At 35.1% G+C, this 21684-nt stretch carries 23 protein-coding genes and 1 other annotated feature; of the genes, 3 read left to right on the top strand and 20 right to left on the bottom strand.

Going from position 1 to position 21684, the window contains the following annotated elements; all coding sequences use genetic code 11:
- Positions 1 to 50 precede the first annotated feature (50 nt).
- From PND65_RS04915 to PND65_RS04905, 3 genes are all read right to left on the bottom strand, one after another.
- Complete coding sequence (locus tag PND65_RS04915; protein ID WP_022356218.1) at positions 51 to 260, bottom strand: helix-turn-helix domain-containing protein; 210 nt, start codon at positions 258 to 260, stop codon at positions 51 to 53.
- A 4-nt stretch (positions 261 to 264) separates the two neighbouring features.
- Positions 265 to 756, bottom strand: coding sequence for a hypothetical protein (locus PND65_RS04910; protein ID WP_271990824.1), 492 nt, complete (start codon positions 754 to 756; stop codon positions 265 to 267).
- Positions 757 to 871: 115 nt separating this feature from the next.
- The gene (locus tag PND65_RS04905) at positions 872 to 2047 is read right to left on the bottom strand and encodes a hypothetical protein (protein ID WP_035400360.1); all 1176 of its coding nucleotides are present in this window, start codon (positions 2045 to 2047) and stop codon (positions 872 to 874) included.
- A gap of 70 nt (positions 2048 to 2117) precedes the next feature.
- Between PND65_RS04905 and PND65_RS04900 the strand changes: the two genes are divergently transcribed.
- Complete coding sequence (locus tag PND65_RS04900) at positions 2118 to 2990, top strand: class I SAM-dependent methyltransferase (RefSeq protein ID WP_035400447.1); 873 nt, start codon at positions 2118 to 2120, stop codon at positions 2988 to 2990.
- A 51-nt stretch (positions 2991 to 3041) separates the two neighbouring features.
- Here PND65_RS04900 and PND65_RS04895 read toward each other — a convergent pair whose 3' ends face one another.
- The 5 genes from PND65_RS04895 to PND65_RS04875 all read right to left on the bottom strand — a co-directional run bounded on the left by PND65_RS04895 (position 3042) and on the right by PND65_RS04875 (position 7735).
- A complete protein-coding gene (locus PND65_RS04895) occupies positions 3042 to 4004 on the bottom strand; it encodes a uridine kinase family protein (protein WP_271990826.1) in 963 nt (320 codons plus the stop codon).
- Between the two features lie 51 nt (positions 4005 to 4055).
- Positions 4056 to 4895 (bottom strand): MetQ/NlpA family ABC transporter substrate-binding protein, encoded by an 840-nt coding sequence (locus PND65_RS04890; protein ID WP_271990829.1) that lies wholly within the window; start codon positions 4893 to 4895, stop codon positions 4056 to 4058.
- Between the two features lie 54 nt (positions 4896 to 4949).
- Entirely contained in the window at positions 4950 to 5630 is a 681-nt protein-coding gene (locus PND65_RS04885; protein WP_271990831.1) for a methionine ABC transporter permease, read from the bottom strand.
- Positions 5627 to 6658: a methionine ABC transporter ATP-binding protein gene (locus PND65_RS04880; protein WP_035400451.1), complete on the bottom strand. Its 1032-nt coding sequence runs from the start codon at positions 6656 to 6658 to the stop codon at positions 5627 to 5629. The genes PND65_RS04885 and PND65_RS04880 overlap by 4 nt, the downstream gene beginning before the upstream one ends.
- A 41-nt stretch (positions 6659 to 6699) precedes the next feature.
- Positions 6700 to 6937, bottom strand: a binding site (T-box leader).
- A gap of 72 nt (positions 6938 to 7009) precedes the next feature.
- Positions 7010 to 7735: an amidohydrolase family protein gene (locus PND65_RS04875; protein ID WP_022356226.1), complete on the bottom strand. Its 726-nt coding sequence runs from the start codon at positions 7733 to 7735 to the stop codon at positions 7010 to 7012.
- 47 nt (positions 7736 to 7782) lie between these two features.
- Here PND65_RS04875 and PND65_RS04870 point away from each other — a divergent pair, with 47 nt between their 5' ends.
- Complete coding sequence (locus tag PND65_RS04870) at positions 7783 to 8445, top strand: alpha/beta hydrolase (RefSeq protein ID WP_195191058.1); 663 nt, start codon at positions 7783 to 7785, stop codon at positions 8443 to 8445.
- A gap of 19 nt (positions 8446 to 8464) precedes the next feature.
- On the opposite strand, the gene PND65_RS04865 is transcribed toward PND65_RS04870, so the two are convergent.
- The 8 genes from PND65_RS04865 to PND65_RS04830 form a co-directional block, all read right to left on the bottom strand.
- A complete protein-coding gene (locus tag PND65_RS04865) occupies positions 8465 to 9910 on the bottom strand; it encodes a nicotinate phosphoribosyltransferase (protein ID WP_035400363.1) in 1446 nt (481 codons plus the stop codon).
- 4 nt (positions 9911 to 9914) lie between these two features.
- Positions 9915 to 10526 carry a cysteine hydrolase family protein gene (locus tag PND65_RS04860; protein ID WP_271990834.1) on the bottom strand — a complete coding sequence of 204 codons (612 nt, stop codon included), beginning with the start codon at positions 10524 to 10526 and terminating at the stop codon, positions 9915 to 9917.
- An 83-nt stretch (positions 10527 to 10609) separates the two neighbouring features.
- Positions 10610 to 11614, bottom strand: a complete 1005-nt coding sequence (recA, locus tag PND65_RS04855) for a recombinase RecA (protein ID WP_015535321.1) — start codon at positions 11612 to 11614, stop codon at positions 10610 to 10612.
- A gap of 2 nt (positions 11615 to 11616) precedes the next feature.
- A complete protein-coding gene (locus tag PND65_RS04850; protein ID WP_022356230.1) occupies positions 11617 to 12090 on the bottom strand; it encodes a CinA family protein in 474 nt (157 codons plus the stop codon).
- Positions 12090 to 12668 (bottom strand): CDP-diacylglycerol--glycerol-3-phosphate 3-phosphatidyltransferase, encoded by a 579-nt coding sequence (pgsA, locus tag PND65_RS04845; RefSeq protein WP_022356231.1) that lies wholly within the window; start codon positions 12666 to 12668, stop codon positions 12090 to 12092. Before pgsA ends, PND65_RS04850 begins: the two co-directional genes overlap by 1 nt.
- A 5-nt stretch (positions 12669 to 12673) precedes the next feature.
- On the bottom strand, positions 12674 to 13603 hold the full coding sequence (locus PND65_RS04840) for a helix-turn-helix domain-containing protein (protein WP_087158655.1): 930 nt from the start codon (positions 13601 to 13603) through the stop codon (positions 12674 to 12676).
- A 101-nt stretch (positions 13604 to 13704) separates the two neighbouring features.
- Positions 13705 to 15519: a glutamine--fructose-6-phosphate transaminase (isomerizing) gene (glmS, locus tag PND65_RS04835; RefSeq protein WP_271990836.1), complete on the bottom strand. Its 1815-nt coding sequence runs from the start codon at positions 15517 to 15519 to the stop codon at positions 13705 to 13707.
- A 292-nt stretch (positions 15520 to 15811) separates the two neighbouring features.
- Complete coding sequence (locus tag PND65_RS04830; RefSeq protein WP_035400375.1) at positions 15812 to 16051, bottom strand: hypothetical protein; 240 nt, start codon at positions 16049 to 16051, stop codon at positions 15812 to 15814.
- A 130-nt stretch (positions 16052 to 16181) separates the two neighbouring features.
- On the opposite strand from PND65_RS04830, the gene PND65_RS04825 reads away from it, so the two are divergent.
- Complete coding sequence (locus tag PND65_RS04825; RefSeq protein ID WP_271990838.1) at positions 16182 to 16511, top strand: acylphosphatase; 330 nt, start codon at positions 16182 to 16184, stop codon at positions 16509 to 16511.
- Here PND65_RS04825 and PND65_RS04820 read toward each other — a convergent pair.
- Genes PND65_RS04820 through PND65_RS04805 form a run of 4 tightly spaced genes read right to left on the bottom strand, consistent with a single transcriptional unit; the run spans position 16508 to position 21585 of the window.
- On the bottom strand, positions 16508 to 17161 hold the full coding sequence (locus PND65_RS04820) for a class I SAM-dependent methyltransferase (protein ID WP_271990841.1): 654 nt from the start codon (positions 17159 to 17161) through the stop codon (positions 16508 to 16510). The genes PND65_RS04825 and PND65_RS04820 overlap by 4 nt on opposite strands.
- Positions 17158 to 18420, bottom strand: coding sequence for an RNA polymerase sigma factor RpoD (rpoD, locus tag PND65_RS04815; protein WP_270459167.1), 1263 nt, complete (start codon positions 18418 to 18420; stop codon positions 17158 to 17160). The genes PND65_RS04820 and rpoD overlap by 4 nt, the downstream gene beginning before the upstream one ends.
- Before the next feature lie 4 nt (positions 18421 to 18424).
- Positions 18425 to 20191 (bottom strand): DNA primase, encoded by a 1767-nt coding sequence (gene dnaG / locus PND65_RS04810; protein ID WP_271990843.1) that lies wholly within the window; start codon positions 20189 to 20191, stop codon positions 18425 to 18427.
- Positions 20192 to 20205: 14 nt separating this feature from the next.
- Positions 20206 to 21585 carry a glycine--tRNA ligase gene (locus PND65_RS04805; protein WP_195191063.1) on the bottom strand — a complete coding sequence of 460 codons (1380 nt, stop codon included), beginning with the start codon at positions 21583 to 21585 and terminating at the stop codon, positions 20206 to 20208.
- Between the last annotated feature and the right edge of the window lie 99 nt (positions 21586 to 21684).

Genomic DNA, 21684 nt, shown 5'->3' with positions numbered 1-21684 from the left:
TTTTACCATATTATCACATGCAAAAAAATCCAGACATCGCTGGATTTAAATTATTCATCTTCTTTATATTCTAATATATCGCCTGGTTGACATTCTAAAACTTTACAGATCGCATCCAAAGTCGAAAAACGGATTGCCTTTACTTTTCCTGTCTTTAAATTCGATAAATTTACATTCGATATTCCCACTTTAGCACTTAATTCATTTAAAGAAATCTTACGGTCTGCCATCACTCGATCTAAACGCAGAATAATTGCCATATCATCACCTACAACATTTCATCTTCCAATTGAGTTTGATAATCAAATCTGCTTTCATTAAAACACTAAATATGATCAAAACCAAGCCAATAATGAAATAAAAGCCTTCAAAAATGATAACATCATTAATTCCCACCAGAATAAATGTCTGTAATTCAAAGTCTGGAAGTCTTGGAACAATGATAGCTGTAACGATATATAAGATACCTAAACCTGTAGAACATCTTAATAAAATCTTAGAGAATGGTTTTTGAGTACATAAGATAACAAGAACAACCAAAAATAAAATAACAAATGTAAGTTCAAGCACCGCATCTTTCAAAAATAAAGAAACTGAATATTTCCATGTCATATATGAAAATTCACCAATCAAAAAGACAAAGCTTCTTACCGCAAATGGCAGCAGCAACAAAAGACAAACCAATAATATGATCAAATTTCTTGAAAATCCCTTTTTTTCCTTTTTTGGCACGATCTTAAAATCATTTTTCTGCATAATCTTTCCTTCTGATATGTATACTTAAATTATACAGAAGCAAATACGTTTTCAATAATTATTTAATGTTTATCATTAAATAATTATTGTTTAATAAAATAGGATAGCTTTTTAGCTATCCTAAATCTTGAAAACAACTCTCTTTGATGCATTGTTTTAAATAATTCTCATCTTTTTTATCGGCATATGTAATATGAAAATATAGAGCACGTTCATCCTGCATTAATTTTGCTTCTATTTTATAGATTCCATCCTCTTCTTTATCCAGTATTTGAATTGTCTTACCATGATATACAATTGGCTTGACTTCTTCCAGTTCATTTAGATATGAACAAATATGTGGTTCTTTTGAAGCCTGAATCAACCATGCCCAATGTGCATCATCTTCATAAGGAGACATCAAACAAAGTGCATTATTTACAGGATCAAAACTTCTTTCACTTGCTCCATCGGCTACTACTTTCGCATCTTGGAATAAATGATAGACTTCTTTTGTTTTATATTGAATGACTTCTTCCTCCATAGGTACCGCATCGTTTAAAAGCTTTTCTCTTTGTAACATATCACATAAGTAGTTATATTCGTTAACTGGAAGAGGAATACTGTCATCTTGTTTATACGCTAATTCAATATAATCACAAATCGTATTCGCATGTTTTTGTGTTTGATCATTCATCATTGTATATCGACCAACACCTTCTTTAGAAAGAAGAACCAAAGCACAGTTTTTAAAGAATTGTGCATCACGATCAAAATTATTCCAGATATAGAAGTTATCCATCAAATCATGTAAATGCATCTCTCTAAATTCTTTCGTATCGATATCTCCAATACTGGTAAATATACGATCTTTCTTTTCAATAGGTAAGAAGAATGTTTCTTCATACAAATAATTCTGCGTTTTCAACAAATCATTTGTCAATAAAGCATTTCTTAAATACTCAAGCTCATCTTCATACACATGGTGAAGACGATGAAAATCTTCATCTTCACTAAATTCAAGATCGTCTACCAATTCATATTCTCCTGGCACTTCTTCTTGAATATCCTTACAAATATCTACGACAAAGGCGTGGAAACCAGCTCCTGCATGTCTTGTATTGGCATGAATGATCATATCCTCTCCATCTTCAGAAATAACGATCTTACCTTGTGGGCATACGATCATCTCAACCACATCACCACGATCTTCAATCTGAACCTGTTCTCTTTGCGCCAATAAGCCTAGAACTTGATACAATTCATTTTTTTCTTTTTCATTACGATCTTTACAAATCATAGAAACATACATGTAAAAGACCCCCTTTTCATTTGCGAAAATATTTTAACACAATTTTTCTATAATAATGTATAATACAGTCATGAATCAAATTAGTAAAGACTGGAAAGATTATGAAGTCATAGATACAGGAAATAAAGAAAAACTCGAAAGATGGAACAAGACAATTTTAAGAAGACCGGATCCTGTTTGTATCTGGCCTATTGAAGACGAATCAAAATGGAACAATGTTGATGCGATTTATCATCGTTCAAAATCCGGAGGAGGCCACTGGGAAACAAAACACCCAATCAAAGAATTTTGGACAATCGGTTATAAAGAATTGCGCTTTAAAATTAGTCCAACTGGTTTTAAACATACTGGATTATTCCCTGAACAAGCTGCGAACTGGGATTTTGTAATGAATAAAATTCGCAATTCAAAACGTGATGATATACGTGTTTTGAATCTATTTGCCTATACAGGCGGGGCTACGATCGCCTGTTCTAAAGCCGGAGCAAAAGAAGTCGTCCACGTCGATGCTGCTAAAGGTATGATTCAATGGGCTAAAGAAAACATGGAGCTAAATCATCTAGAAAATAACACAATTCGTTTCATCGTTGAAGACTGCTTAAAATTTGTCAAAAGAGAACAAAGACGACAAAGAACATATCATGGAATCATTATGGATCCACCTAGTTATGGTCGAGGACCTAAACAAGAATTATGGAAACTAGAAGATCAACTATATGAACTTGTTGATGAATGTCAAAAGATCCTTGATAAAGATGCCTTATTCTTCTTAGTAAACTGTTATACCACTGGTTTTAGTTGTAAAACATTAGAAGAAGTATTATCTCGTTCTTTATTGCCATCACATCCAGGAAACATTGAAACTGGAGAAAACCTTCTTCCTGTTACCTACAACAACAGTATTCTTCCTTGTGGAATCTTTGGAAGATGGACAAAAGACTAACTGATAAAAAAGACCTTTCACTCCCTTCATGATCGTGATTGGTCTTTTTTCTTAGATTATTACATCACATGTAGATTTTATATCATATTTTTTAAAATATGCATTTTCTTTAGGAATCCATTCCTTGATAAAACGTTCAAGTAAATTCTTTGAACGCTTTTCAAGTCTGTTTATTTGTTCTTCTGAATCTAGATCGATCCAAATCTTCCTGGTATCAAACTCTTTAAAATAGGGATGACAACTATAACTTCCTTCAATCACCATAATATCTTTGTAAGGAACATGAATCGGTTCTTCTAATTTTAATGTTTGACAGTTATATCTTTGATAGACAATGTTCTCTTGTTTAGACCATGGATCAAAAATTTCTTTTTTCACTCTTTCATAATCCACATTCCCGCCAATTTCTTCCAGGCGTTCTGGCACACGTTGAAATGGTTGGAGAAAATAATCATCCATATGAAAAATAGTTAATGAAAACAATTCATGAAGAATGTTTGAAAATGTTGTTTTTCCACTTGCGCAGGGTCCTTCAATGCAAATTAGAGTTCTTTCATTATTTTGAATTTGTTTATATACAAATTCTATACCTTTCATATAATCTATATATTCTTTTTTTATAACTCTATAATGTGGATCATAAGTATCAACATATTCTTTTGAATGATGTAGATTATTAGAAGGCTGAAGATCATATTCCATTAATAAACTTTGGTAAAGCTTAGTATCTGGATCTTGTTTTGAGCTACGAATGAACAATAAATTATACAATTCTTCCTTTTCTTTCATAGAACTACAGCTAACTCTTACATATCCATTCCCTATATTTTGTATTGATGGCTTAGAGTTATCTTGGACTACTTCCTGCTTCAATTGATCTAGACAATCTTTAACAGAAGTAATCATATGACCATTACCAAAACATGCTTGATATATTAATTTTGATATATCTTGACTGGTTGCCTGGGGATGTAGCTCTTTTTCTAAGTTGATTGCATCTATGATAGATTTCATTTAAACCCTCCAAAATAAAAAGGTCTTTCGACCTTTTTATTATACTATAAACTATTTAACTTCGAATACTGGAACCACTACACCATTATAGTTTTCTTCGATGAAATCTACTGTTTTCTGTGTTTCTAATACAGATAATAGATCTTGAATTTTCTGAGAATCTTCATCACCTTTACGTACTGCGATAACATTTGCGTATTGATCTGCTGCTTCAGAATCAGTTGATTCAGTTACCAACAAATAATCTGTGATATCTGCATTTAAAGCGTTATTACCATTTGCGATTGCGAAATCAACTTCATTTAGTTTTGTAGGAACAACTTCAGCTGCAAGTTCAATGATTTCTACATTATGTGGATTTTCAACGATATCAGCCTTTGTAGCTTCCAATCCTTTGCCTTCTGCCAAAGTAATAATTCCTTGTGCTTGTAAAAGCTGCAATGCTCTTGCCTCATTAGTTGTATCGTTTGGCACAGCAATTTGTGCTCCATCTGGTACATCACTTACATCTGTGTGTTTTGAAGAATAAATTCCTAGTGGTTCAAAGTGAATCTTTGCAGCGCTCACTAAATCATCTTTATTTTCACAATTGTTTGCTACCCAGTCTTCTAGGTATGGTGTATGTTGGAAATAGTTACAATCAAGTTCACCTTCATACAATGCTTGATTTGGTTTTACATAATCAGAGAATTCAACCACTTCTACTGTATACCCTAATTCTTCAAGATCTGGAACGATGTTGTTGATGATTTCTGCATGTGGTGTAACACTTGCTCCAATTGTAATTGTTTTGTCTTCTGCTGCATCGTCTCCTGATCCTGATGAGCAGCCTGTTAATGGTGCTGCAACCAATGCACATGCTAATAATCCTTTTACAAATTTTGTATTCATTTTTCTTTTCCTCCTATTTAATATTTATTTCTTACTTATAATAAGTATCGAAACCTAATGTGTTGTTTTCCTTGCCAAGAAATTTCCAATTCCTTGAACCAAGATTGTTAATAAAACTAGAATGGCTAAGCTAACCCATAAAATGTCATAATTATATTGATTATATCCATAATTGATACAGAAAACACCTAAGCCACCACTACCTGTAACACCTAGAATTGCCGTCAAACCAATCATAGAAATCAATGTAATCGTAAACCCTCGAATAATGCTTGGAATACTTTCTCTTAGATACACTTTCCAAATAATTTCAAATGGGCCAAATCCCATAGATTGACTTGCTTCTACTAAACCTCTATCAATCTCCGATAAGGCCTGTTCCATTTGTCTAGCACAGAATGGAGCAGTTCCTATGATCAAAGGTATATACGCACCTTTTAAACCAATAGAAGTACCCATGATCAATTGAGATAAGGGTGTTAATATCATCGCTAAGATAATAAATGGAGCTGCACGGAATAAATCTATAATTTTTCCTAAAACTGTATAAACCGCTTTATTTTCCAAAATATCACCCGGTCGAGTAACAACTAAGATTGTTCCAAAAATCAAACCCAAGATCAGTGCTATAGAACCACTAATCAAGATCATCAATAATGTTTCATAAATTGATTCTACAAATACATCAAAACGATCTACGACATTAGGCATGATCTGAATGATAAAATCCATCATTTCTTCATCACCTCCACAACAACATCATTATCTCTACACATCTGTAAAGCTTTCTTGATGTTTTCATGATCTCCTGTAAAGATCGTTATCAAAGTTCCAATTGGACTGTCTTTTACAACTTCGACATTTCCAAATATGATGGAACAGTCAACATTGAAATCTCTTGAAATCTTAGAAATCAAAGCTTCTGAAGTATTTCCACTTTGATATTGAAGCTTGATAATTTGTTGATTCTCATTGATTTGAACCAATGGATTGTTTGCCTCGATCAATTCATCGATCTTTCCTAAGTTATTCGTCGTATTGATAAAATTCTTTGTGACTGGCATCTGTGGATGTGCAAATACAGTAACAATGTCACCTTCCTCAACAACACGTCCATTTTCCATTACCGCAACACGATCACAAATTTCTTTGACTACAGCCATTTCATGTGTGATCATAACAACCGTTAGCTTTAATTCCTTATTGATCTTTTTGATCAATTGAAGAATGCTTTGTGTTGTGTGTGGATCTAGAGCACTTGTTGCTTCATCACATAACAAGACCTTAGGCTTTGTAGCTAAAGCTCTGGCTATCGCAACACGTTGTTTCTGCCCTCCTGATAATTGACTTGGATATGAGTCTTTTCTTTCTACTAAATCAATCAATTCAAGAAGTTCCATGACTCTTTTATCAATCTGTTCTTTATCCATTTTTAGATGTCTTAGTGGAAATGCTATATTTTCATAAACCGTTCTTGATTTCATCAAATTAAAATGTTGGAAGATCATTCCCATTTTTTGACGTTCTATACGAAGTTCTTTTTCTGTGATCTTTAATAAATCTTTACCATCAAAAATCACTTCGCCATGTTCCGGTTTTTCCAATAAATTGATGCATCGAACCAGTGTCGATTTTCCAGCTCCGGAAAAACCGATGATTCCATAAATCTGTCCTTCATCAATCTGTAAGCTTACATCTTTAACCGCATGTACATCACCATCTTTAGTATTGAATGTCTTGGTGATATGTTTAAGATTTATCAAGCAAACCATCCCTTTCTATAAATAAAAAAACTTTCATCCTGCTATAGGACGAAAGTTGAACTTACGTGTTACCACCTATTTTCACAAAACAATCACTTGTTTTGCCTCATCGAGTACCATCATACTCTATCGCTATAACGGGCGACCCCGTCATGACCTACACTCTCGATCATGCGACTCCAAGACCATGTTCCAATAAGCTGTTTTTATCCTCTTTCAGCATACAAGGACTCTCTTCTAAAAAACTTCTTAAAGTACTCTTCTTTTCTTCATCATTTTGTATTTATGGTAAGATTTTACCAACAAAAAAAATATATGTCAAACGTTTTCTGAAAATTTTTCATAAAATTTTCAACAAACAATCCAATTTGGATAAAAAGGAATTCCATTTTTGATCATCCTATGAATCAAAGGACGCCCCAATGTTTGATAATAATGTTCCATTGTGGGAACCTGTAAAATTAAAATATCTGCTAGTTTACCCTTCTCCAAGCTTCCTCTATCACTTAAGCCAAATGTCTTAGCGGGTAAACTTGTCATAGATTCCAACAAAGTTCTTAAGTCCACTTTATACATATTAAATAGAATATATGCCAAATGTTGAAAACTATATACATATGAATTTGGCTTACCAAAACCACACGACACGATAAACTTTTGTGGTTTTAATTCATGAAAATCCTGTTCTCTTTCAATAATAGGATACTTACTTTCTTGTTTTCGAACAAAGACATCCTGCGTAAGTTCTTTTTTTTGAATTCTTTTTTTATCTGATAAAATTGTTAAGATTCCATTTGTTTTCATGGCATACAATGCTGAATTATTCTCTCGTAATTGATCCCCTAAACGCACCTTAGAAAACCCCTCAAAATTACAATCGATAAATGCCGGTATTACCGTTTCACCACAGGCATCTAAAACACGGGTTGCGCTGTCAATCCATTTTTTATAGTCATGCACACCTAGATCAATGATCTTATCATGATGACATGCGATAAATGCATGCTTATATACCGTAAAATCTTTATCACAGGTATATAAACTTTCAATATTTTTTATTATAAGTGTCGCTTTCATGATTTCCCCTTTTCTTCTATAATTATATCATAATGAGGTGGTAATACATGTTATTCTTTAAAAAGAAACAGAAAGTAATCATAACGATCCATGGCTTTGGAAAAAATGTCCAACATGAATTTGATCCTTTGGCAAAACACATCGACAAAAAAAAGTATCAAATCATTCAATTTGATATGTATGACCCCTATGATCCTCACGACGATAATTACGAAACATGGATCAAGAAAGCAGAAGATAAGATCCAAGAATATAAAGACCAGGAAATTATCCTTCTTGGCTTTTCCATGGGAGGCGTCATTGCCAGTTATCTAGCAAGCATCTATCATGTAAGATCCTTGATCCTTGTTGCTCCTGCTTTTCAATATCTTGATTTAGCCAATATCACAAACCATGGCATCAAGATAGTTAAGAATCTAGCTAAAAAGAGTGTCAGTGTTCCATCTGCATCACAAACCAAAGCCTTTCAAACGATCATAAATCAATACAAAGAATCTATTTATCATATCGACTGTCCCGTTACAATTTTTCATGGAACAAAAGATGAAGTGATTCCGGTTGAAAGCTCAAAAAATATTTATTCAAATATTCCCGGTAAAAAACGTTTGATCTATATTGAAGGTGGCAAGCATAGAATGCTGTATGACGGAATCATGGAAGAATGTATTTTTACCTTAATTGATGATGCTTTAGAAGATAAGCTAATTTAAAAAGAGCCATCGGCTCTTTTTACTTATATTCATTTAACATTTCTAATTTCAATGTTAATAGTTTTTCTGTTAGATCTACATAATACTCCTGAGGATATTCAAAACGTTTGATTTCCTCCCAAATATACTCTAACTGTTCTGCACAATAAGCACGAATCTCATCAAGAGTAGGTTCTTCATACACTTGTTCACCTCTAATAAAGATTGGAACTAATAATTCTTTTAAGATATAAGATCCTGCTGGAATAACTTTATATTTCCATCGAGACATAGGGTGGTAAATCGTAAGATCTTTTGATTCATCCAACTCCTCATCCCATAAAGCCATTAAATCAGCTTGTGCCATATTTGTTTCTTTATCAATGATGCGATACAACTTCTTAAGTCCTGGATTTGTGACTTTTTCAACGTTATCGCTGATCTTGATCTTAGGAATGATCTTACCATCTTTTTCGATCGCAACTAATTTATAAACACCACCAAAAACAGGTGAATTTTTTGAACAGATTAAGTTTTCTCCTACACCAAAAGAATCGATTTTAGCACCCTGCTGGTGAATCAAGGATGTAATGACATATTCATCTAAAGAGTTGCTGACAACGATTTGACAATCCTCAAGTCCTGCTGCATCTAATTCTTTACGTACCTTTTTTGAAAGATAAGCCATATCTCCAGAGTCAATACGAACACCTTTTAAACGATAACCATTTGGCTCTAGATAATCTTTAGCAACTTTGATTGCATTTTTGATACCTGATTTTAATGTACTGTATGTATCAATCAACAAAGTACAACTTTCCGGATAAGTTTTCGCATAATATAAGAAAGCATCATATTCACTATCAAAGCTCTGAATAAAAGAATGTGCCATGGTTCCCAATACAGGAAGACCATATTCTTTTCCGGCATATGTCGTTGCACTTCCAGCACAACCTACGATATATGCAGCTCTGGCTCCATAAATTGCCGCATCAAAGTTATGTGCTCTTCTTGCCCCAAATTCCATAACAGCTCTTCCATCACTGGCCTGTACGATACGACGTGCCTTGGTCGCAATCAAAGTTTGATGATTTAATGCCAGTAATAAAGCCGTTTCTACAAGCTGTGCTTCAATGATCGGTGCTTTTACACGCACCAATGGTTCATAAGGGAAAACCGGAGTCCCTTCTGGAATCGCATAAATATCTCCTGTAAAACGAACAGTTGATAAATATTCTAAAAATTCATCTGTGAACTGGTTCAAGGAACGCAAATATTCAATTTCTTCTTTTTCAAAATGCAAATTTTTTACATATTCAATAACTTGCTCTAACCCTGCAAAGATACACAAGCCTCCATCTTCTGGGTTATGTCTATAAAATAAATCAAACACAACTTCACGATTTTTATCTAAATTAAAATAACACTGACTCATGGTCAGTTCATAAAAATCCATTACAAGTGATAAATTTCTAGTTTCCTTCATAATTTCATCCTCTAATTTCTGAGACGACCAGAATTCCATTTGTCGCCATATTTTTTAAGCTTACATCATTCCAAAAATAAGCATCATGTATATCTTCGACATGATATGTTTCAACCAGATTAGCTGGAACAATGACTCTTTGTTCACAATGATTATGCTCATTCAAATAACTTTGCAAAGAGAGCGCAAACTGTAAAATGCAAAGATCCGTGCAACAGCCTACAATAATCAAATCTTTATAACGAGAACACTCATCCTGCAAGAATTCCTGAAATTCAGGAGCTACAAATGTGTTCGTACTATTTTTGTGAATGATCCTTTTGATGTGATCTTTTAATTCATCAATTATTTCAGCTTCTTTTGTTCCAATCATACAATGTTGTGGATACGATAAAAATTCTCTTGTCTTTGGAGGATGGGTATCGCATACAAATACATTGCGACATTCTAATTGATCCATTAATTTCTTTTGACCTTCTGCAATAGACATAATTGCAGGATCAGCCAAAGCCCCCTCTTTAACAAAGCCGTTGACCATATCAACAACAAAAACGACCGGGTCTTTTAATTCATCTACATTCATTGGTTTATATAGGTTATTTTTTAATCTTGCCATAAAAATTCCTCATTTTTTTTATTATATCATGCAATAAAGAAATAAAAAAAGAGAAAACCTTGATGATTTTCTCGCGTATTAGCTTATTCTTCTTTCTCACTGTTTTGATAAGCTTTTAATTTTTCTTCCAGCATGCTCATAAAATCTGGATTGTTCTTGATGTATTGTTTAGCTGCTTCTTTTCCTTGTCCAATCTTTTCACCTTCATAGCTAAACCACGCACCAGCTTTTTTGATGATATTGGCATCAACGCAAAGATCGATCAATTCAGAAACATATGAGATTCCCTCTCCATACATAATTTCCAAAACCGCGCTCTTGAATGGAGGAGCCACCTTATTTTTGACAACTTTTACTTTCACTTTATTTCCGACAATATCGGTTCCATTCTTGATCGCATCGGCTTTACGTATATCAATACGTACCGAAGAATAGAATTTTAAGGCACGTCCGCCTGGTGTTGTTTCCGGATTACCATATACAACGCCAACTTTTTCACGCAGCTGGTTGATGAAGATTGCCGTACATTCATTATGATTCATCAAGCCGGCAAGCTTACGCATAGCTTTGGACATCATACGAGCCTGGCTTCCAACTTGAAGATCTCCCATTTCTCCATCCAATTCTGCTTGAGGAACCAATGCTGCAACACTATCCACGACAACTAGATCTACAGCACCACTGTCAATTAACATCAACATGATGTTAAGTCCCTGCTCACCTGAATCGGGTTGCGATAAGATCAATTCATCAATATCTACACCCAGATTACGTGCATACACTGGGTCGATAGCATTTTCTGCATCGATAAAAGCTGCACGTCCACCTTTCTTTTGAACTTGTGCGATCGCATGAAGAGCCAGAGTTGTCTTACCACTGGATTCAGGACCAAAAATTTCAATGATCCTTCCTTTAGGGTATCCACCAATTCCTAAAGCCTGGTCTAATAAAAGACTTCCAGAAGGAATCGGTTCTACATCCACTGCAGCTCGATCTCCAAGCTTCATAATAGAACCTTTACCATATTCACGTTCAATTTCTGTTAAGACATCTTCTAATAATTTATCTTTTGATTCTGCTTTTGCCATAATTACTCCTTCATTATGATTTCTGCAAGATTGTTGATCATATCTTGGACAACCTGCATTCTTAATTCATTTCGTTCTAAACCTTGATATTGGAAATGATAAACTTTTACTGCATCTTTTGATGCGATAGCACAAAAAACACAACCTGCCGGTTTATCTTCCATTGCATCTGGACCTGCATTTCCTGTAAAAGAAACACAATAGTCACTCTGTGTGATCTCTCTAGTATTTTGTGCCATTTGTTTTGCACATTCTCCAGAAACAACACCAAATGTATCAATCAAATCTTTCTCTACATGTGCCATCACTTGTTTCATTTCTGTAAAATACGTTACAAAGCCACCTTTTAATACAGCACTAGCTCCCGGTATAGAAGCAAGCGTACTGGTAAAAAGGCCTGCCGTCAAACTTTCACAGCTGGAAACTGTTACATGTTTGTCTTTACAAAGTTCGATAAGATCTTTAGCTGTTTGCATTACATAGACTCCAAAATATACTTCTTTAATTTCATAAAATAAATATATCCACTATATAAAGAAGCTAAAGTTGCAGCCCACAATAGAATCTGGTCTACAGGTAATCCGAGATATGAGAAAGGCCAGTTCTTCAACAACAAGAATACGATTGCAACCATCTGCAACACTGTTTTAAGCTTTCCATAGAATCCTGCACTTACAACTTTTCCCTGACTAGCGGCTGTCATTCGAAGTCCATCCACAAACAAATCACGTGCAATCATCAATAGAACCGCTATAATATTCGCTTGATGTGTGTAAGCCAACATGATCAAAACAGTATTTACTAACAATTTATCCGCAATAGGATCTACAAACTTTCCAAATGAAGTAATCAAATGGTATTTTCGTGCAATCATCCCATCCAGCATATCTGTTATAGATGCTGTCGCAAAAATAATAAAAACTAGAACATCACGAAAGGCTAATCCACTTGTTTCATCCATCACCCAAAAATTATCACCTATACAAAGATATACGATTACTACGAGCGGTACTAAGGCTATCCTTACCATCGTAAGCTTATTTGGCAAATTCATTCTCGTCACTCTCCTGTTTGTTCATTTGCTTTGATAATTATATCTAGATATGCGGGTTCTCCCGGATACCAGTAGTTTTCATCAAAGGCAAGATTATTGCCATTGACAGAAAACTGATTACCTGAATAAGAACCTATTTCAATTTCCAATGTACATTCTTTATCCACGGTGATTTCTTTCTTGAAAGTATCACTATAAATCGTACTTGTATCCCCTGTGATTACTTCGCCATCTTTATAAATAACAACTGTACTGTCCAAAGGTAGGGTAATTTCTAATTCCAGTGGTGTCGAATTTTCCAAAACATTTGTTATCGTATATGTATTTGTACTTGTATTTTCTATTACGATATCTTCTTTTTGTGCCTCCTGTTGTCTTTGTTGGGCTAATCTTTCTGTCTCCGCTTCTTTTTCAGCTAATTCAGCTTTACGATTTGCTTCTTCCTGCAAAGCCTGCTGCGAAGAATAATAGTCTAATCCAAGATTTACCACAAACAACAAACCAAAAATTAAAACACCTGCGATAATTCCTACTCGGATCAAACGTTTTCGCGACCATTTCAAATTTCGTGACAAACGAGTAATCCTTTTTTGAAAATTGCTCTGTTTACTTCTCTTTATCTTTCTTCCCTGCCCTGAAGGCATAGAAGCTACCATACGTTTTTGAGCCTGCGTTAAAGCCATGTTCCGTTGATGTGCATATGCATTGATATTAGCATCAACTTCAGCTTGAACAGCTTGCCAGTTAACTCCGATTGCATCACAATATGCTCGGACAAAATAACGAACAAAGGAGAAATCATCCGAAAAAACTTCCAGGTTATTCATTTCAATTGCCTGAATGTACTCAGGAGCCAAACGAGTTTGCGAGCTCACATCCTGGATGGAAAGTTTAAGGTCTAGTCTGCGTTGTCTTAAGATTTGATAATAAGTCACCTAAAAACTCCCCCTTTGCCCGTACATTATAACAAGAAATCTTCTATTTTTAAAATCAATATTCACAAAAAAACACGTAGCATAAAAACTACGTGTATGATTTATTCGACTGTTACAGATTTAGCTAAATTTCTAGGCTTATCAACATCACATTCATTCTGTAAAGCTGCATAATAAGCAATTAACTGTAACACGATCGTAACAGGTATCAAAGACAAATAAGGATGAATATTATCAATCTTAAATACATGGTCATAATCGGAAGATACTTTTTGCATGGAAGTGATCAAGATCACATGCGCTCCACGAGCCATCGTTTCTTCAATATTGGAAAGCGTTTTTTCGGCCACATTTTCCTGCATTGCTAACGCGATAACTACGCTGCCTTTTTCAATTAAGGCAATAGGTCCATGTTTTAATTCTCCAGCATAGTAGGCATCTGCATGTATATAGGATATTTCTTTTAATTTAAGGGCTCCTTCCAAAACACTCACATAATCCAACTGTCTACCTATGAAATATGCATCTTTTTTATTTTTTAACAAGCTTGAAAAATCTTTGATCAATTCTATTTGTGAAAGAATCTTTTCGACATGCATATCCATGTTCTGTAAATCTTGCAACAAAGAATCAACATCCAAGATAGAACAATTCATTTTTTGAGCCAATTGGATCATCAATACACATAACAAAACAAGCTGTGTCGTATAAGCCTTGGTGCTTGCAACTGCAATTTCGGGTCCTGCACATGTATAAAGCGTAACATCAGCCAATCTTGAAATCGTAGATCCAAGCACATTTGTGATCGCAATTGATTTCGAGCCTTTCTCTTTAGCCATTTTTAAAGCAGCCAAAGTATCTGCTGTTTCCCCTGATTGACTTACTAAGATACATAATGTTTTTTTGTCCAGTTTAGGATCTCCATAGCGAAACTCACTGGCTGGCATGCAAAAAGATGGAATATTCAGCCATTTGTCAAATAAGTATTGAGCATACAAACAAGCATGATACGCTGTTCCGCAGCCAATAAAATAAACACGATTAAAATCTTCAAAATGCCAATCCATCTTGTCAAGTTCATCGATCTTGATCTGTGTATGATCCATGTACATTCTCAGTGTTTCATGTATTACATAAGGTTGTTCATGGATTTCCTTTTCCATAAATGTATCATAGCCACCTTTTTGGGCCGCCGCTATATCATAAGGAACATGTTGTTTTTTTACCTCAACCAAAGTTCCATCAAAATCCATGATTTCAATAGAATCTGGTTTTAAAACAGCCAGCTGATCATCACCTAATACGATCACATCTTTGGTGTATTCCAAAATGGCAGGAATATCACTGGCACAAAAACTTGCCTGATCATTCTGTCCTAAGATCATTGGACTTTCTTTTTTGGCAACGATGACCTGATCTGGATGATCAAGTGATACTACACATAAGGCAAAACTACCTTGAAGATATTTTAAGGCATGCCTGGTTGCTTCTAGTAAATTCCCTTCATAATAATAATCAATCAAATGCACGATACATTCGCTGTCTGTCTGTGAAACAAAGGGATAGCCTACTTCTTTTAAATAATTACGAATTGCCTGATGATTTTCGATGATCCCATTATGAACGATTGAAATCGTATTAGAACGATTGGTATGAGGATGTGAATTCAGTTGACTGGGAATCCCATGCGTCGCCCAGCGCGTATGTCCGATCCCTGTACTTTGATGATGCTCTTGATGTTTGAGCTCCTCTTTAAGATCACTTAAACGACCTTTAACTTTATACGTATTAAGGCCTTGACTATCCACCAAGGTAACACCCGCAGAGTCATATCCTCTATACTCTAGTTTTTCAAGACCCTGCAACAAAAATGGCAAAGCACTCGTTTGCCCAGTAAAAGCTGTGATTCCACACATAATAAAAAAACCTCCATTTACTTTTATTCATGGAGGATACCTATATGAATTTGTTCAACCTTCACAGATTGTTTTTGTCATACTTTTAAGGTCGTATCAAACCTCCAGATCACCCGCCGAATCTTTCGATAAATCTGGTCCTCGTCAACTGCAAGCAGTCCTGGCGCTATTCTCTTCAATTTTCTCCATGATGTTTTTATTATACAGAAATCTTTAAAAAAATAAAGGGTATTTGATCTAATTTCTTTATAACAATTCGAAAAGAAAACTGGTATTTCTACCAGTTGTATTTCTATCGTAATACTTTTTCTTTAAGTTTTTCCACTTCTTTTTTTCCATCTCTAATTAAATTGTCTTTGGCAGCTTCAGCCTTATCTTGAAACTTTTCAAGATTGTATTCTGCCTCTTCTTTTGCGAGTTCTGCCTTCAATTTCATTTCGTCCTTGGTCGTAAGTGAATCTTGTTTTAATGTCTCCAGTTTATCAATGATTGTCTGATTACATGTCTCAAGATCTTTTTTTAAATTATTCATGTTTTCTCCTTTAGAACATCTGTTCTATATTCTTATTATACCTTTACCTTTAAATAATAGCTTGTGATATGCCCAGAATACATTGAATAGTAAAGAAAAATGAATTAATATGCAGGTAAGGAGCAATATCATGAATTTTTTTAGAAAAAAGAAAAAAGAACCTCAACCTTTCATAATGACAGACAACAGCATTATACGAAGACACTATCGCTTTACCGGTATCGTTCAAGGTGTTGGTTTTCGTGTGGAGGTATGGAAACGTGCCGTTGATCTAGGCTTAGTTGGATGGGTAAAAAACAACTATGATGGAAGTGTCGAATGCGAATTGCAGGGATCACAAGAAAAAATGGATCACTTGGTTGCATCTATGAAGAAGATACCAAGGATCCATATTGAAAGCATCTCAGTCCACCAGATTCCCTTAAAACATGAGAGTGGTTTTGAAATGATGGGTTATTAATTTTTAGATAAAGATTGGATGGCTTTTAATCTTTGTAAAGTTAAATCACTTTTATCTTCCGGCATTTGTTGATAGATCATAGACCATTTCTTTTGTTCTTTTTCCATAAAATCATAGAACACTTGATCTTTCTGCATATTTTTACCATAAAATATTTCTGCCTGATTCAAACTTTGAGTAGATTTTAGATCATGAGAAACCTTCAGGAGCGGATAATAATGATTTCCATCGTGGATCATCCGCTCTTTTTCTATACGCAGATGATGGCATGCACAATATTTTCGCAAAGAATCTTCATCTTTATGCGGCATCAAAAGAAAAGTTCGATTTGTACAATCCCCATTATCAAGGATCATTTCAATGGTCTTACTACCCATGCCCGCAATTACCACAAAATCAACTTCTGAAGAAAGTCCGGAAATTCCATCCATCAAGACACATTCAATCTTATCCTGCAAACCAAGCTCTTCAATTGCTTTTTTCGCATTGTTCAATGGTCCTTGGGCAATATCACATGCATAAGCCTTTAAAACCTTCTTTTGGCGAATTGCTTCAATGGCCACATAAGCATGATCGCATCCAATATCAGCTAGAATCGTTCCATCGATCCAATCAACGATTGCCTGTAATCTCTTTGATACAGATATCATGATTTAACAAAATCTTTTAATCGTTTAGAACGATTTGGGTGTTTTAATTTACGTAATGCCTTTGCCTCAATCTGACGAATTCGTTCGCGTGTAACATTGAACTCTTTACCAACTTCTTCAAGTGTACGTGTTCTTCCATCCATCAAACCAAAACGTAACCGCAATACTTTTTCTTCACGTTCTGTAAGGCCTTGTAATACGTTATTGATTTCGTCTTTTAAAAGCTGGTTATTAGTATAATCGTCTGGAGACAAAGTTTCCTTATCTTCGATGAAATCACCCAGATGAGAATCATCTTCTTCGCCAATCGGTGTTTCAAGGCTCACTGGATCTAGAGCAATCTTCTGGATCTCACGCACTTTATCCGCTGTGATATTTTCCATTTTTTCCGCAATTTCTTCCGGTAATGGATCTCTTCCTAGATCCTGTACCAATTGACGTTGAATTCTTGTAAGCTTATTGATCGTTTCTACCATATGCACTGGAATACGAATTGTTCTTGCCTGATCGGCGATTGCACGCGTGATAGACTGACGAATCCACCAAGTTGCATATGTAGAGAATTTAAAACCTTTTGTATAATCAAATTTTTCAACCGCTTTGATCAAACCACAGTTTCCTTCCTGAATCAAATCTAGGAACAACATACCACGTCCAACATATTTTTTGGCAATGGAAACAACAAGTCTTAAGTTACTTGAGATCAACACTTGTTTTGCCTCTTCTCCATCGGCAACAACACTGGCAAGTTTTTTTCTTTCTTCTATATCAAGATCTGGTTCTTCCAACTTTTTCTTTGCGGCTTCTCCATCTTGAATTCTCTTGGCAATGATTGGCTCTTCTTTTGGATCCAACAATGGAATTTGTCCAATTTCCTTCAAATACATCTTTACTGGATCATTGATCTTAGTATGCGATGCATTGGCAAATGTCTGCTCTAACTGAGAAATTTCATCTTCGATGGAATTTTCATCGACTGCATCATCAATTCTAGAATCTAGATCTTCATCCACATCATCAATGACTTCTTCATCCATATCAAACTCGTGTTGATCCATGAAAGAGATCTCATTTTCGTCACACCAGTCAAACAACTTATCCATGTCATCATCTGATAAATTTAACTGGGAAATAGACTCTATAAACTGATTTTGTGATACTTCAACATCAGCATCGCGGCACGCAAGAATATATTCTTTGGCATCTTCTAAAGTGGCGAACTTTTTGTTTTTTAAAGCATCAGTTAAGGAATTTGTCATAACATCAACCATCCTTTCTTCTAAGTGCATTTTTTTGCACGATAAGTTCATTTTTCTTAGAAGCTAATTTCAGCTTTTCCATAGCCGAAGGCATGCTCTCTATTTTTTGATTGATTAAGTCAATCTGCTCTTTAAGCGTACATTCCTTGATCTTGATAAGACAATCTTGGAAGTATTCTTCATCATATTTTCCGGGTAGAGAGCTATTTCCTATCAAACTGATAAAAAAGTTTCTAACTTCTTCTTCATCGATCGAAGCTATCAGACCATCCATATCCAGACGATCTTTACTTCGATACATATCGTAACAGTAAAGCGACAATTTTGAGCATAGATCATCTTTAAAGAAACCTATCTCATCTTTAAATCGCATTGCTGCTTCTTTTGACAATAACATCATGGCAAGGCATGATTGCTCTGCTTTCAATCTTCCCTGCAAAGGCGCTTCTAAATACGTATATGATCTAGGCGCACTTGTACGTTTTCGCTCCGATGGCTTTTGATTGTGCTTTAAAGCACTAAAATCAAATCCTGTCTGCGTTTTTATGCGTGAAAGATATGTTGCGCTTTCGACTTCATCACAAGTTTTCTTGATCGCATCATAAATCTCTTCGGCATACTTTTTCTTATCTTCATAGTTATCCAGATTGTACTTAGTCAACAGATAACCAAACAAAAATTCTACATATGAAACAGTCTTGGAAATCAATGCTTCCAGACCATCTTTCCCTTGTTCTTCAAATATTTCATCCGGGTCTTTCTTTGTACGGTTGTTTACGATTACAAAGTGAAGTCCATGTTCACAAGCCATCTTGGAGAATTTATACGTAGCATCCATACCCGCTCTATCCCCATCATAACAAACCACGATACCAACTTGTAATCGTTTCAATAAATTGATCTGATTTGTCGTACAGGCTGTTCCCAGACAAGCAACACCTTCATGGATATCGGCTTTTTCCAAGGCAATGACATCCATGGCTCCCTCAACCAGGATACAACGATGTTTTTTACGAGCAAAATCTTTCGCTCGATGATAGTTGAATACAAGATTTGATTTTTCATAAATCTTTGTTTGTGAAGTATTGATATATTTAGGAGCCCCCTCTTTATTTGTAATGATACGCGCTGTAAATCCAACTGGATTTCCATTTTCATCATGAATCGGTATCATCAAACGATCAAAGAAGGTTGAAGTGTATCCATCATTTCCTTCACGAATCAAACCTGTATCCAACAAAATTTCATCACTGTATTTTTTAGCTTTTAAATAATGGTAGGACTTTTCCTGTGCTGGAGCATACCCGATTTGGAATCGCTTAATGATATCTTCGTTGATATTTCGTCTATGACAATATTCAAGGCATGCCATACCAGTAGCAGCATTCAACTCATATTGAGTATAAGCGATATAATCATTCATAACATCATAATAAGGTTGATTTACATTTGGCTTTGCTTCAAATCCATTCGTACTGATTTCCAATGGATACCCTATCATCTGCGCTACCTTGGCAACAGCTTCCGGAAAAGAAATTTCTTCTATCTTTTGTACAAAAGTAAATACATTTCCTCCTGTTCCACATACAAAACACTTAAAGATCTGTTTATCTGTAGAAATAGATAAACTTGGATCGTGATCATCGTGGAACGGACAGATTGCTCTGTAATTCTTTCCTTTTTTTTCCAATGTTAGATAATTAGACATGATATCAACGATATCCGCCTGTTGGCGTATCGCTCGCATATCCTCTTCTTTTATCCAGCTCAAATCATACCACCTGCTTAAAATTTGATTCTTTGTTCAATATAATCTTTTAACTCACTTAAGGCTACGCGTTCTTGTTCCATCGTATCGCGATCGCGTACTGTTACACAGTTATCTTTTTCGGTTTCAAAATCAACCGTAACGCAAAATGGCGTTCCGATAGAATCCTGACGACGATAACGTTTTCCAATACTTTGAGCATCATCATAAGTACATGTAAATTCAGAAGCAAGATCACTGAAGACCTTGGAAGCCTGATCATTTAATTTTTTAGATAATGGAAGCACAGCTACTTTATAAGGTGCCAGATAAGGATGTAAATGAAGAACCAAACGTTCATCATTTTCAAGTTGCTGCATCTCATAAGCTTCACACATAACCGCCAAGATCAAACGTTCAACACCAACACTAGGTTCAATAACATATGGAATATATTTAGAATTTGTTTCCTGATCAAAATACTCCAATGACTGCTTGCTGGTAGTCTGGTGAGCTTTTAAGTCAAAATCCGTACGATCGGCAATGCCCCATAACTCACCCCAGCCAATTGGTTCTGAGAAATTGTATTCAATATCACTCGTACCATTTGAATAATGTGCCAGCTCCTCTGGATCATGAGCACGTAAACGAATGTTTTCTTCGCTTAAACCTAGATCTTTTAAGAATTGCACACACGCATTGCAGTAATATTCAAACCATTCAAGATCGGTTCCTGGTTTACAGAAAAATTCAAGTTCCATCTGTTCGAATTCACGAGTACGGAAAATAAAGTTTCCTGGTGTAATTTCATTACGGAAACTCTTACCAATCTGACCAATACCAAATGGAAGTTTCTTACGCATCGTTCTCTGTACATTTTTAAAATTTACAAAGATACCCTGTGCTGTTTCAGGACGCAGATAAATCGTGCTCTTAGCATCTTCTAAAACGCCCTGGAATGTTTTAAACATCAAGTTAAATTGACGGATACCGGTAAAATTCTTTGCCCCACATTTTGGACATACGATATCATGGTTGGCAATGTAATCCTCCATCTCTTCATTTGTCATTTTTGAACAGTTCACTTCATGATTCGTTGCCTCTTCAATTAACTGATCTGCTCTAAAACGTGATTTACATTCCTTACAATCCATCAATGGATCACTAAATCCACCAACATGTCCGCTAGCTACCCAAACATTTGGATTCATTAAAATGGCACTTTGAAGTCCAACATTGTTTGGATCTTCCTGGATGAATCGTTTCCACCAGGCATTTTTTATATTATTCTTCAGTTCGATTCCCAAAGGGCCAAAATCCCAAGTGTTCGCAAGACCACCATAGATCTCAGAACCCTGATAGACAAATCCTGTGCTCTTCATATGAGCAACAACATCATTAAATGTTTTTTCGTTCACTGTTTTTTCTCCTTTACATATCCCTCAAATTTAGATAAAAGGGTACACGATAATATTATACACTAATTTTGATTTTTTTTAAGTGTATAACCATAAAAA

This window comes from Faecalitalea cylindroides (assembly GCF_028321995.1).
In the GTDB taxonomy this organism is placed as follows: domain Bacteria; phylum Bacillota_I; class Bacilli_A; order Erysipelotrichales; family Erysipelotrichaceae; genus Faecalitalea; species Faecalitalea cylindroides.
The sequence above is the reverse complement of the archived record's forward strand: the minus strand, read 5'-3'. Positions and strand labels throughout refer to the sequence as shown.